Source organism: Bradyrhizobium sp. Bra64, from assembly GCF_024519875.1.
GTDB classification, from domain to species: domain Bacteria; phylum Pseudomonadota; class Alphaproteobacteria; order Rhizobiales; family Xanthobacteraceae; genus Bradyrhizobium; species Bradyrhizobium japonicum_G.
Map to the genome: position 1 here is coordinate 1371973 of NZ_JALJRD010000001.1, position 12335 is coordinate 1384307.

The following is a 12335-nucleotide window of genomic DNA, read 5'->3' on the forward strand; positions in this document are numbered from 1 at the left end:
GAAACAACAATGAAGCCGGCCGACATCCTCATCGCCATCTTGGTGGCGGTCATCTGGGGGCTTGCGTTCGTCGCAAGCCGGATCGCTCTCGACGAGTTCTCGCCGGAACTGATGACGGCGATGCGCTTCACCATTGCAGCGGTGCCGTGCCTGTTCATTCCCAGGCCGAAGGTCGCCTGGCGGCTGCTGATCGCGATCAGCTTCACGCTGTTCCTCGGGCAGTTCCTCTCGCAAGCTTACGGCATCGCCCATGGCGTGCCGGTCGGGCTGACCAGCGTTGTCGTGCAGAGCCAGGCCCTGTTCACGATTGGCTTTGCTGCCGCTGCATTCGGCGAGCGGCCGACGCCGGCGCAGACGCTGGGCATCGTCATTGCAGCAGTCGGCCTCCTGATGATCTGCGGTACCGTCGGTTATGATTTCAGCGTTGGCGCGTTTGCGGTTCTGATGATCGCGCCGGTCAGCTTTGCCGTGGGCAACGTCCTGCTGCGAGGCGCGCGCGGCGTGCCGATGTTCGACCTGTTCGCCTGGTTGTGCCTTGTCACCGCGGTGCCCCTGCTCTTGCTCGCGCTGGTCGTCAACGGGCCGGAGCCGACGTGGCGCTCGCTGATCCATATGTCGCTCACCGGCCTCATCTGCCTGCTGGTGATCGGGGCCATCTCGACCAGCATCGCCTACTGGCTCTGGGGCCGGCTGTTGCGTGACTATCCTGCCGCACAGGTGGTGCCGTTCGCGCTGCTCGTGCCGTTCGTCGGCTCGGCCGCCTCCAGCATCGTGTTCGGAGAAAGATTCGGACCCTTGCGCCTCGCCGGCATGCTGACCGTGATCGGCGGTATCGCGGTGATGGTGCTGGCGAAGCGACCCGCGGCGTTACCCAAAGAACCGCAACCGAAGACGGCGTGAGGTGAGCATGTCCCAATCGCTGTTCTATGCCTTCCTCGCCTTCATGGTGGTGATGTACTTCACGCCAGGACCGAACAACATCATGCTGCTGGCTTCTGGCCTGACCTACGGTTTCCGGCGTACCATCCCCCACATCGTTGGCATCGTCCTCGGCTTTGCCTTCATGGTTGCCGCGGTCGGCCTCGGGCTCGGCACGGTGTTCCTGGCCTATCCGATCCTCCAGACCATCCTGAAATATGCCGGTGCCGCCTACCTGATCTATCTTGCCGCCGCGATCGCCATGTCCGGCCCGGCCAAGCCGGGCGCGGAGAGTGCCCGCGGCCCGATGACCTTCTGGGGCGCGGCGATGTTCCAATGGATCAATGCCAAAGGCTGGGTGATCGTGATTGGCACCATTACCGCCTATGCGGCGATCGCCCGGTTTCCGATCAACATCGCGATCCAGACCCTGGTCAGCCTGCTCGTCGGCACCGTCTCGACGGTGCTCTGGGCCCTTTTCGGGACAGCGCTGCGTCCCGTTCTGACGTCAGAGCGGCTGGTCCGCGCCTTCAATATCCTGATGGCGATCCTGCTGCTGGCCTCCCTCTACCCCGTTTTCATGGATGCATGATGTCGCGGATTTCCATGCAGAAACGGGTTTCCTTAAGGGGCCAAAATGCTCTAGACAGCCCCGGAAATCCGCAAATTTCACCCTTCGGACACTGACCATCGGCCGATTCTGGCCCTGAACGAGGAAACGACCATGCGTGTTTATTACGATCGCGACGCTGACCTGAACCTGATCAAGGGCAAGAAGGTCGTCATCGTCGGCTACGGCAGCCAGGGCCACGCCCATGCGCTGAACCTCAAGGATTCCGGCGTCAAGGACGTCGCCATCGCGCTACGCAAGGGTTCGGCCTCGGCCAAGAAGGCGGAAGCCGCCGGCTTCAAGGTGATGGAAGTCGCCGAAGCTGCCAAATGGGCCGACCTCGTCATGATGCTGACCCCGGACGAACTCCAGGGCGACATCTACCGCGAGCACCTGCACGACAACATGAAGAAGGGCGCCGCCCTCGTCTTCGCGCACGGCCTCAACGTCCACTTCAATCTGCTCGACCCGCGCGCCGATCTCGACGTGCTGATGATCGCGCCCAAGGGCCCCGGCCACACCGTGCGCTCGGAGTACCAGCGCGGCGGCGGCGTTCCCTGCCTGATCGCGATCGCCAAGGACGTCTCGGGCAACGCCCATGACCTCGGCCTCTCCTACGCCTCCGCGGTCGGCGGCGGCCGGGCCGGCATCATCGAGACCACCTTCAAGGAAGAGTGCGAGACCGATCTGTTCGGCGAGCAGGTCGTGCTCTGCGGCGGCCTGGTCGAGCTGATCAAGGGCGGCTACGAGACCCTGGTCGAAGCCGGCTACGCCCCGGAGATGGCCTACTTCGAGTGCCTGCACGAAGTGAAGCTGATCGTCGACCTGATCTATGAAGGCGGCATCGCCAACATGAACTACTCGATCTCCAACACCGCCGAGTACGGCGAGTATGTTACCGGTCCGCGCATCGTCACCGACGAGACCAAGAAGGAGATGAAGCGCGTGCTCAACGACATCCAGTCCGGCAAGTTCGCCCGCGACTGGATGCTCGAGAACAAGGTCAACCAGACCTCGTTCAAGGCGACCCGCGCCAAGCTCGCCGAGCATCCGATCGAGGAAGTCGGCGCCAAGCTTCGCGACATGATGCCCTGGATCAAGAAGGGCGCGCTGGTCGACAAGAGCAAGAACTAAGTCGTCGTCGTCGCGACGCGAGAGCACAAGCTTCGCTCGCCAAACCAATTCTTAAACCTTCGCGACTATATCTGAGCGAGATCGCAAACCGCGGTCTCGCTCTTTTCATCTCGCGCGAAGCACTGCTGCTTCATTCAAATTCTTCGCGAGTAGAAGCGCCCTCTGAGCGCGAAGAAATGACGCTTAAATCACATTCTTGGTCTGGCGTCGTTTCTCGGTCCTTCTCGTAAGATTCCAAGCGCCAAAACACCAGCGTCTTCAGAGCCGAAGACTCGGCTCTTCATCTGCTCTCTCATCGCGCGATAATCTCGCCGCGTGCCGCTTGCGTGCGACTTCATCTTAAGAAGCGAGGTCAGCTGCGGCGTCTTGCGCGAGCATTATTGCGCGTCAGCAGTCTGCCGGGCGGGGCTCGCGGCCATCGCGATCAGCCGCAACGCCATCACCGCGAGGAGCGGAATGAGAAATGCGGCGTAGAGCGGCATCGCCGGCACGCGCTTGCCGAACGACACCATGAACTGGACCCAGAGATAGTATCCGCCTGCTAGGTGCAGCGCGCGCCAAGCGCGCGGCCCGAGCAGCGCGGCGGTGCGGTCGAACGAGGTCGCGCTCATGGCGATGATGACGGCATAGCCGATGCCGCCGAAGATGTAGGAGGCCGCCGAGGTGGTCTCGGCAAAGCCGGCCGGATCCATCTCGGCGAACGCGACGATCGCGCCTGCGTGGATGGCGTGGGAGGCGGCGAAGCTCAAGCCCAGATAGCGCCGGTTGCGTCGCTGCCAGCGCGTCCAGCTGTTGGGCCACAGCCGCGCCAGTGCCGCGGCACTGAAGGCGAGGCAGAACAGCAGCAGCGAGCTTCGTGCCGTGAAGCGGATCACCATCCGCACGCCCTCGACCTCGAACTGTCGCATCGAGGCGATCCACAGGCTCAGGACGATCAGGCTCAAGCAGAAAGCGGCGAGCAGCCGCCAGCCTTCAAACCAGCTTTGGCGTTGTGTCATGGTGGTCTCCTCCATTATGTAATCATCGATTACATTTGGGGAGGGGGTGACCGTCAATGGTGTAATCGCTGCTTACATTCACGTTCGGGTGATGCTAGAACGCGGCATGCCCGCTCGACCGCCGTCCAAGCCGCGTGCTCGCCGCACCAATCTCCCCGAACCCCGGCCCTATCACCATGGCGACCTCCGCCGCGCGCTGATCGATGCTGCGCTGCAACTGGCTGCGGAGGGTGCGGAAGTCTCGGTGCGCGAGGCCGCACGACGGGCCGCGGTGTCGCCGGGGGCGCCGTTCCGGCACTTTCCGAACCGCGATGCCTTGATGGCGGCGGCGGCCGAGGAGGCGCAGCGGCGCTTTCGAGCCGAGATCGAGGTGGCGCTGGATCAGGCACCGACCGCCGCTCCGCTCGGCCGCTTCCGCGCCTTCGGCCTTGCCTACCTGCGCTGGGCGATGCGCAATCCCGCGCATTTCGAGATCATCTCCACCGGGCGCTATTTCGCCCATGGCAGCTCGGCGGAGCTGACGCGCGACAATGCCGAGTTGATCGCTCTGACCGAGCAGATCCTGGCCGATGCGGCGAAGCAGGGCCTGTTGCGATCGGCCGACCTCAAGAGCATCCAGGTCGCCGGCCGCGCCATGGTCTACGGCTTTGCCCGGATGAACCTCGACGGCCACCTTCCGCGGTGGGGCGTGGAGGAGGGCGAGATCGACCAGATGGCGGAAGGGGTGATCGACCTGTTCATCGCCGGGATCGCCAGGCCGGCGCACGGCGCCTGATCCTGCCCGACCCTCATGGTGAGGAGGCGCGTAGCGCCGTCTCGAACCATGCAGGCCCAACTCGGGCCTCGCCCTTCGAGACGCCTGCGTCGCAGGCTCCTGAGGGTGAGGGATGGAGTTGGCCACGCGGCCGTTCGCCGTCCACTAACATTAAGCGAAGATCGGCCCGTGACGCGCGTTGCTTGTCCGTGACCGTTCAATTACAGTTTTATGACACGGTGCAGGCCTCCGGCTGCGCCGAACGCCGCAGGCCGGCCAGACGGCTGGGTATTCATCGCGCCGGACCAGAAGTTGCGTGTCGTCGATGGCGTCCGCGCCCAGTCCAGGTCCCTTTGGCACGACCGCCGTGCTGGCGAGCGTCGCCGCGCTCGGCATGTGGCGGCTGCTCGCGGTCGCGGCGCCCCATCTGGCGGCGCTCGCGCTGATGTACGAGACCGAGACCGATTTCGGCTCGCGCCTCTCCTTCGCGCTGGCCTGGGGCATCCTCAACTTCTTCTGGATCACGCTGCTGCGGCGGCCGGCGCTGTCGGGTGCGCTGTCGCTGACCATGGTCGTGGTGCTGGTGCTGCTGTCGCGGCTCAAGCACGACGTCGTGCAGATGACGGTCAACTTCATCGACCTGATGATGATCGACCGCGACACGGTGGCATTCCTGTTCACGATCTTCCCGAATTTGCGCTGGTCGGTGATCCTGGCCGGCCTCGTCACGCTGCCGCTGATGTATGCGCTGTGGTGGCTCGACCCGTTCCGCATCCGCCGCCTGCCGGCGCTCGCCTGCAAGCTCGCTTGTCTTGCCGCGCTGGTCGGCTATTCGCTCTATCGTCCGGACGAGGCCTGGCGCGGCTATTACGACGACGGCTATCTCTCGAAATTCTTCCGCTCCGGCGTCAGCGCGGTCTCCGACTTTGCGCAATACGGCTTCATGGAGTCGGCCGCTTCGACCAGCGAGCGGCTCAATATGCCGCTGGTCGATGCCTGCCATCCAGCGGGCCGGCGACCGAACATCATCATGGTCCATGATGAATCGAGCTTCGACATCCGCGCGGCCCAAGGCATCAAGGTGCCGCCGGGCTATGGCAGCCATTTCAAGTCCTGGGACGGCAAGGAGCGTACGTTCCTGGCCGAAAGCAATGGCGGGCCGAGCTGGTTCACCGAATACAACGTGCTCGCGGGCCTTTCCTCGCGCTCGTTCGGCCGCTTCGCATATTTCGTGACGCGCATCGCCTCAAACCGCGTCGAGCGCGGCCTGCCGCTGGCGCTGCGCCGCTGCGGCTACGATACCCTATCGCTCTATCCCGCCTATGGCGGCTTCATGGGCGCGCGCAGCTTTCAGATGACGACCGGCGTCGAACGCTTCCTCGACTCGAAGGATCTCGGCGCCAAGGATGTCGAGCCGGACTCTTTCTTCTATGACAAGGCGCTCCGGCTGATGGGCGAGCGGAGGCCGAACAAGCCGCTGTTCACCTTCATCTATCTCGGCGCCAATCATTTCCCCTGGGAGACGCGCTTCCGCCCCGATCTGCTGCCGAACTGGCGTGCGCCCGGCAATGTCCCGTCGATCGACGAATATCTGCGCCGGCAGGCGATGAGCGCCGAGCAGTACAGAGCGTTCGTCGCGGGCCTGAAGAAGAGTTTTCCCGGCGAGCCCTTCCTGATCGTGCGCTACGGCGACCACCAGCCTGAGTTTGCGCCGAATATTCTCGAGCCCGGGCTCGACGAGGGCGCTATCGGCAAGAAGCTCGACGCCTACGATCCGCGTCTCTACGCGACCTATTATGCGATCGACGCCGTCAATTTCGAGCCGGTCAAGAGCGAGGCCGTGATGGACACGATCGACGGCCCGTATCTGCCGCTGGTCATCCAGGAAGCCGCCGGTATTCCGCTTGATCCGTCCTTCGCCGAGCAGAAGCAGATCATGCTCCGTTGCAAGGGAATCTTTTACGGCTGCAAGGACGGGGCGGAAGCGCGGCGGCTGAACCGGCTGCTGATCGATGCGGGGATGATCCGGGGGCTGTAGCGCCCCTCGCGGCTCTTTCCGATCATCGACGCCGATGGCGCCCTATAGTGTGCTGGCAACTTCATTCGCGTGATCGCTTCGGAAAACTTGCAGGCCCGCATCGGCGGCCCGGTCTCCTTTCACACCCGAAGAGCGCAGGCGACATTACCAGTCGTTCATGATTGGTCGGACTAAAGTCTGAGCCGCAAGCACCCGCAATCACCGACTTGTAATTGGCGCGATGCGCCGCTTCCAAACGATTGTCACGATTGCTTCCATCATGAGGCGCGTCGCCACCTCGGTCTTCCGGCGGCACGTCCATCTGATCCAACTTTCTTGCAGGAGTTCTGTCCATGCGAGCGCTTCACGCTGCGCGGCTTGCAATTGCCCTGGCGTTGCTTGGTCCCGTCGTTCATGCGGCCGAGCCGCCACACGATATCAAGGGGCTCTACCTGATGACCGACTATCCGGCGATCACGGTGCGGCCCGGCACCACCGCCAACGTTTCGCTGCGCTTGCAGGATTACGGGCTGTCGCCGGAGCGCTATCAACTTTCGGTCGCGGGCGTGCCGAGCGGCTGGACGGCAACGCTGCTCGGCGGCGGCCAGCCGGTTGGAGCGGCGATGCCGGCACCCGATGGCAGCGTTGCATTGCAGCTCAGGCTCGACGTTCCCGCTGGCAATGATCTCAGCGCGCACACGCTCACGGTCAAGGCCGAAGGGCAGGGCACCAATGCGGAGCTGCCCATCGCGGTATCGCTCGCCAAGGAATTGCCCGCAAAACTCAGCGTGAAGTCGAGCCTGCCGTCGCTGCGCGGCAGCCCGAAGTCCAATTTCGACTATACGCTCTCGATCAAGAACGACTCAGGACGCAACCTCGTCGCAAGCTTCGGCGCCGAGGCACCGGCCAATTTCGAGACCTCGTTCACCGAGGCCTATGGCACGCAGGAGCTGTCCTCGATCCCGATCGACGCCGGCCAGTCCAAGGACATCAAGCTGAAGGTACGTCCGCCCAGCACGATCGATGCCGGTCACTTCCCGGTCAAGGTCACCGTGAAGGCGGAGGACGCCTCGGCGTCCACCGAGCTCGCGCTTGACGTGGTCGGCCAGCCGCAGCTCCAGATCTCCGGCCGCGACGGTCTGTTGAGCGCACGTGCGGTCGCGGGGCAGCAAAGCTCGATCCCGCTCGTCGTGACCAACACCGGTACGGCGCCGGCCGAGAACATTGCGCTGGCAGGGAGCGCACCGAGCGGATGGAAGGTAACATTCGAGCCGGCGACGATCGACCGCCTCGTGCCAGGCAAGGATAGCGAAGTGCAGGCGCTGCTTACCCCCAGCGACAAGTCGCTGGCCGGCGACTACCAGACCACGCTCCGCGCCACCTCGCGCGGCGAAAGCGCCTCCAGTCAGTTCCGCGTCACCGTCGGCACTTCGACGGTATGGGGCATGGCGGGCGCGGGCGTCATCGGCGTCGCGCTGCTGTTGATGCTGGGTGCAGTTGCGAGGTTTGGACGGCGATGAGCGATCAACAGAACGATGCCCGACGGACGGCCCGAGACCACGTCATCACCGCGCGCGGGCTGACAAGGCGCTACGACAAGACCGTGGTCGTCGACTCCATCGACTTTGACATTGCCCGCGGCGAGGTGTTCGGTCTGCTCGGCCCGAACGGCGCCGGCAAGACCACGACCATCCTGATGATGCTCGGCTTGACGGAGATCTCGTCCGGCGAGGTCAGCGTGCTCGGCTTCAACCCTGCGCGCGAGCCGTTGAAGGTCAAGCGGCGAGTCGGCTATCTGCCCGATTCCGTCGGCTTCTACGATCAGCTTACGGCCACGGAAAACCTCGCCTACACCGCCAAGCTGATGGGACTGCCGCGCGCCGAGCGCGTGCGGCGGATCGAAGCGGCGTTGGTGCGGGTAGGATTGGCGGACGTCGCGTCACGCCGCGTCGCGACATTCTCGCGCGGCATGCGCCAGCGGCTGGGCCTTGCCGAGATCATCGTCAAGCGTGCCGAGATAGCGATCCTCGACGAGCCGACTTCCGGACTCGATCCGCAGGCGACGCAGGAATTCCTCGGATTGATCGGGGAGTTGAAATCCGAGGGCATCACGGTGCTGTTGTCCTCCCACATGCTCGACCAGGTTCAGCGCATCTGCGATCGCGTCGCGCTGTTCCAGGCCGGCCGCATCGTGCTGATGGGCGCTGTGCCGGAACTGGCGGTCAAGGTGCTCGGCGCCGGCTTCGTCGTGGAAGTCGAGGCCGAGGGGCTTGGCATCGCCCGGCGGCTCGCGATGATCCCCGGCGTGACCCAGGTCGAGACGCTTGCCGCCGATCGCTTCCGCATGACCGCGGAGCGGGACGTGCGGCCGGACGCGGCGCGCGCCGTCGTCGCGGTCGATGGATCGCTGCGGCGCTTGTCGGTCGACGAGCCGAGCCTGGAGGCGATCTACGCGCGCTATTTCCAGGTCCAGCCCACCGGAGACGTTCGTCATGCGGCGTGAGGGTTCACCATTCCAGGGACTGTCCACGGTCTTCGTCAAGGAACTCGCGGACCACATCTCCAGCGTCCGAATGCTGATGCTGGAACTGCTGATCGTCTTCACGGCGCTCGCCGCGCTCTACGAGGCGATCAACAGCCTGCGGCAGAACACGGCCGAAGATCCGTTCCTGCTGCTGCGGCTGTTCACCATCGACCAGGCGCCGCTGCCGTCCTTCGTCGCGATCCTCGGATTTCTCATCCCCCTGATGGCGATCGGATTGGGCTTCGATGCCGTCAACAGCGAACACAACCGGCGGACGCTGTCCCGTATCCTGGCGCAGCCGATCTACCGGGATGCGTTGCTGATGGGGAAATTTCTCGCAGCCCTCGCGACCATCGGCATCAGTCTCGCCGCATTGTGGCTTTTGGTGATCGGCCTTGGCCTGATTTTCCTCGGGGTGCCGCCCGGCGGCGAGGAGATCGCGCGCTCGCTCGTTTTTCTGGTGGTGGCGATCTTCTATGCCGGGGTCTGGCTGTCGCTTGCGATGCTGCTCTCGATCGTATTCCGCTCGCCCGCGACCGCCGCGCTGGTCTCGCTCGGCGTCTGGCTGTTCCTGTCCGTGCTGTGGCCGATGCTGGCCCCCGCGATCGCGCAGGCGGTCGCGCCGTCCGATCCGCGCTACGCGCTGCTCGGCCTGAACGACCCGGCAACCGCGATCTGGACCCAGGAACTGCTGCGGCTGTCGCCAAACGACCTGTTCGGGGAGGCCATGCTTGCCGTGCTGTCGCCGAGCACGCGCACGCTCGGCCCGGTCTTCCTCGATCAGCTCCACGGTGCCGTCATGGGCGCGCCGCTCCCGTTCGGCGAAAGCGTCATGATTGCCTGGCCGCAGACCGTAGGCCTCGTCGCGGGCACCATCGTGCTGTTCGCGTCCGGCTACGTGCTGTTCCAGCGGCAGGAGGTGAGGGCGTGAACTGATTGCGCTTTGCCCTCTCTTCCTCCAGAGATGGGCGAAGAGGGGGTAGCCGGAGTCCCCCGTCCCGGCTACCCCCTCGACTCTCTGTTTCACCGTCGCCCGGTCTTCTCCCACAGCCACCGCGCCACCGCATCAGGCGACGAGTTCGCGTCATTGCCGCTGGCGCGCAAATTGGCTTCGCGCATGGTTGTGATGTCGATCTTGTCGAGCAGCGGTCTGAGCGCAGCCTGCAGCCGCTCGTCGCCGGCGCGCTTCGGGGCGAGCAGCAGGATCGCATCGTAGGGCGGAATCGCCTGCCTGGGATCGTCGAGCGCAACGAGATCGTATTTCGCGATCAACCCGTCGCTGGTGTAGCCGGCGATCACGTCGACCTCGCCGCTGGCGACGGCCGCATACATGAAATCCGGCTGCATCTGGCGCTGGGCGCGGAACTGGAGCCCATAGGCCTTTTGCAGTGCGGCCCATTCGGGCCGCGAGAAGAACTCATAGTCGCCGGCGATCGACAGCGTCGGCGCATGCGCGGCGAGATCGGCGATGGTGCGGATGCCAAGCGCCTCGGCGCGCTTTTTCGGGATCACCAGCGCATAGGCATTCTCGAAGCCGAGCTCGCCGAGCAGGGTGATGTTCTCCTTCGCAAGTGTTGTCTTCAGCTCCGCGAGCAACTCGGCGCGCGGCTTGATGTCCGTGCGATGCAGCTGGTTGGCCCAGAGCGTGCCGGAATAATCGACGTAGAGATCGATGTCGCCGGCCTTCAACGCCGCGAAGATCACGCTGGAGCCGAGGCCCGATCGTGCGGTGGCCGAGAGGCCGGCGGCCTGGAGACGCTCCCTGAGCAGGGCCGAGAGCACATATTGTTCGGCAAAAGTCTTGGCGCCGACGACATAGCCTTGCGCGGAGCGTCCCATCGTCGGCACCAGCGTTGCAGCGACCAGCGCCGCGATCCCGCCCGCGCCAAGCGCCATACGCACGCGGCTGCGGCGGCGCAGGCCGCTCTCGATCAGGCCGAGCAGTTGATCGACCGCGAGCGCGAGCAGCGCCGACGCAAAGCAGCCGAACAGCACGAACACCCAGTTCTGGGTCTGAAGCCCGGCAAAGATGTAATTGCCGAGGCTGGTCTGCCCGATCGGGGTCGACAGCGTCGCGGTGCCGATCACCCACACCGCGGCGGTGCGGATGCCGGCCATCATCACCGGCAGCGCCAGCGGCAGCTCGACCATGACGAGCGACTGCCGGGCCGTCATGCCGACGCCCTTCGCGGCCTCGATCAGCGCGGGATCGATGCCGTTGAGGCCGGTGATGCCGTTGCGCAGCACCGGGAGCATCGAATAGAGCGCCAGCGCCAGCATCGCCGGCAGGAAGCCGAAGGCGGAGAAGGAAATGCCGAACCAGGCCAGCGTCACGGAGGCCGCCGCAAGCAACAGCGGATAGAACAGCGCAAGCAGCGCCAGACCCGGGACTGTCTGCACGATGCTGGCGAGCGCGAGCAGGACGCCGCGCGGTGCCGGGCGGTTGCGCGTCACGATCGCCAGCGGCAGGCTGGCGGCAAGGCCAAGCGCGAGCGCGGCGAGACTCACCCGCACATGATTGCCGAGATAGTCGGGCAGATGCGCCAGCGCCTCGCCCCAGCGCGGATCGGACGACAGGCTCATGCCGCACCGCCGTGCGGTAGCAGCGCGTTCAGCCGCTCGACCTGTCGTCGTGGCGTGCGCAACAACTCCAGCACATAGGCGTCGCTGCTTCTCGAGAGTTCCGCCGGCGTGCCCTGCGCGAGCAGCTTTCCGCTGCGCATCACCGCGATACGGTCGGCGAGCAGGATCGCTTCCGTCATGTCGTGCGTGATCATCACGGTGGTCAGGCCAAGGCTGCGGTGAAGCGAACGATAGTCGTCGCCGAGCGCATCGCGGGTGAGGGGATCGAGCGCGCCGAACGGCTCGTCCATCAGCACGATGCGGGGCTTTGCCGCGAGCGCCCGCGCCACGCCGACGCGCTGGCGCTGACCGCCCGAGAGTGCCTCCGGCAGACGGTCGCGATGCGCGGCACGGTCGAGCTGCACGAGTTCGAGCAGTTCGTCGACGCGAGCGCCGATGTCCGACGGCGGCACGCCCAGCAGCCTCGGCGTGATCCCGATATTGTCGGCCACGCTCAGGTGCGGAAACAATCCGCCGCTCTGGAAGACGTAGCCGATCCGCCGGCGCAGTGCGACCGGATCGACATTTTGGACGTCCTCGCCCTCCACAGTGATGGTGCCGCCATCCGCCTCGATCAGCCGATTGGCGAGCCGCAGCAACGTCGTCTTTCCCGAACCCGAGCCGCCGACGATGGCCACAAACTCGCCTTCGGCGATGTCGAGCGACAAATCGTCCACGGCGTTGAGCGCGCCGAAGCTCTTGGTGACGTGGGCATAGCCAATCATCGGCCTGGACGGCATCGGGCGGGGCTCACTGCG

The 12335-nt window shown here is 65.0% G+C and carries 11 protein-coding genes; 8 read left to right on the top strand and 3 right to left on the bottom strand.

Going from position 1 to position 12335, the window contains the following annotated elements:
- Positions 1-9: 9 nt before the first annotated feature.
- From NR187_RS06580 to ilvC, 3 genes are all read left to right on the top strand, one after another.
- Positions 10-900: an EamA family transporter gene (locus NR187_RS06580; RefSeq protein WP_256806081.1), complete on the top strand. Its 891-nt coding sequence runs from the start codon at positions 10-12 to the stop codon at positions 898-900.
- A 7-nt stretch (positions 901-907) separates the two neighbouring features.
- Positions 908-1510 carry a LysE family translocator gene (locus NR187_RS06585; RefSeq protein WP_211384603.1) on the top strand — a complete coding sequence of 201 codons (603 nt, stop codon included), beginning with the start codon at positions 908-910 and terminating at the stop codon, positions 1508-1510.
- A gap of 132 nt (positions 1511-1642) precedes the next feature.
- Entirely contained in the window at positions 1643-2662 is a 1020-nt protein-coding gene (gene ilvC, locus NR187_RS06590) for a ketol-acid reductoisomerase (RefSeq protein WP_007600992.1), read from the top strand.
- A 377-nt stretch (positions 2663-3039) separates the two neighbouring features.
- On the opposite strand, the gene NR187_RS06595 is transcribed toward ilvC, so the two are convergent.
- Positions 3040-3660 carry a hypothetical protein gene (locus NR187_RS06595; RefSeq protein WP_211384604.1) on the bottom strand — a complete coding sequence of 207 codons (621 nt, stop codon included), beginning with the start codon at positions 3658-3660 and terminating at the stop codon, positions 3040-3042.
- A 106-nt stretch (positions 3661-3766) separates the two neighbouring features.
- Between NR187_RS06595 and NR187_RS06600 the strand changes: the two genes are divergently transcribed.
- The 5 genes from NR187_RS06600 (at position 3767) to NR187_RS06620 (ending at position 9886) form a co-directional block, all read left to right on the top strand.
- Complete coding sequence (locus NR187_RS06600) at positions 3767-4435, top strand: TetR/AcrR family transcriptional regulator (protein ID WP_249129135.1); 669 nt, start codon at positions 3767-3769, stop codon at positions 4433-4435.
- A 304-nt stretch (positions 4436-4739) separates the two neighbouring features.
- On the top strand, positions 4740-6452 hold the full coding sequence (locus NR187_RS06605) for an LTA synthase family protein (protein WP_211384606.1): 1713 nt from the start codon (positions 4740-4742) through the stop codon (positions 6450-6452).
- A 332-nt stretch (positions 6453-6784) separates the two neighbouring features.
- Positions 6785-7951 carry an NEW3 domain-containing protein gene (locus NR187_RS06610; RefSeq protein ID WP_211384607.1) on the top strand — a complete coding sequence of 389 codons (1167 nt, stop codon included), beginning with the start codon at positions 6785-6787 and terminating at the stop codon, positions 7949-7951.
- Positions 7948-8934 (top strand): ABC transporter ATP-binding protein, encoded by a 987-nt coding sequence (locus NR187_RS06615; protein WP_256806083.1) that lies wholly within the window; start codon positions 7948-7950, stop codon positions 8932-8934. The genes NR187_RS06610 and NR187_RS06615 overlap by 4 nt, the downstream gene beginning before the upstream one ends.
- The gene (locus NR187_RS06620) at positions 8924-9886 is read left to right on the top strand and encodes an ABC transporter permease (protein WP_211384609.1); all 963 of its coding nucleotides are present in this window, start codon (positions 8924-8926) and stop codon (positions 9884-9886) included. Before NR187_RS06615 ends, NR187_RS06620 begins: the two co-directional genes overlap by 11 nt.
- Positions 9887-9978: 92 nt before the next feature.
- Here the strand turns inward: NR187_RS06620 and NR187_RS06625 are convergent, their stop codons facing one another.
- Both NR187_RS06625 and NR187_RS06630 read right to left on the bottom strand, forming a co-directional pair.
- On the bottom strand, positions 9979-11538 hold the full coding sequence (locus NR187_RS06625) for a glycine betaine ABC transporter substrate-binding protein (RefSeq protein ID WP_256806084.1): 1560 nt from the start codon (positions 11536-11538) through the stop codon (positions 9979-9981).
- Positions 11535-12317 carry an ABC transporter ATP-binding protein gene (locus NR187_RS06630; RefSeq protein ID WP_256806085.1) on the bottom strand — a complete coding sequence of 261 codons (783 nt, stop codon included), beginning with the start codon at positions 12315-12317 and terminating at the stop codon, positions 11535-11537. Before NR187_RS06630 ends, NR187_RS06625 begins: the two co-directional genes overlap by 4 nt.
- Positions 12318-12335 lie beyond the last annotated feature (18 nt).

Coding starts and splice junctions, on each gene's coding strand:
- NR187_RS06580 (WP_256806081.1), top strand. CDS start 10: ATGAAGCCGGCCGACATCCTCATCGCCATCTTGGTGGCGGTCATCTGG.
- NR187_RS06585 (WP_211384603.1), top strand. CDS start 908: ATGTCCCAATCGCTGTTCTATGCCTTCCTCGCCTTCATGGTGGTGATG.
- ilvC (WP_007600992.1), top strand. CDS start 1,643: ATGCGTGTTTATTACGATCGCGACGCTGACCTGAACCTGATCAAGGGC.
- NR187_RS06595 (WP_211384604.1), bottom strand. CDS start 3,660: ATGACACAACGCCAAAGCTGGTTTGAAGGCTGGCGGCTGCTCGCCGCT.
- NR187_RS06600 (WP_249129135.1), top strand. CDS start 3,767: ATGCCCGCTCGACCGCCGTCCAAGCCGCGTGCTCGCCGCACCAATCTC.
- NR187_RS06605 (WP_211384606.1), top strand. CDS start 4,740: ATGGCGTCCGCGCCCAGTCCAGGTCCCTTTGGCACGACCGCCGTGCTG.
- NR187_RS06610 (WP_211384607.1), top strand. CDS start 6,785: ATGCGAGCGCTTCACGCTGCGCGGCTTGCAATTGCCCTGGCGTTGCTT.
- NR187_RS06615 (WP_256806083.1), top strand. CDS start 7,948: ATGAGCGATCAACAGAACGATGCCCGACGGACGGCCCGAGACCACGTC.
- NR187_RS06620 (WP_211384609.1), top strand. CDS start 8,924: ATGCGGCGTGAGGGTTCACCATTCCAGGGACTGTCCACGGTCTTCGTC.
- NR187_RS06625 (WP_256806084.1), bottom strand. CDS start 11,538: ATGAGCCTGTCGTCCGATCCGCGCTGGGGCGAGGCGCTGGCGCATCTG.
- NR187_RS06630 (WP_256806085.1), bottom strand. CDS start 12,317: ATGCCGTCCAGGCCGATGATTGGCTATGCCCACGTCACCAAGAGCTTC.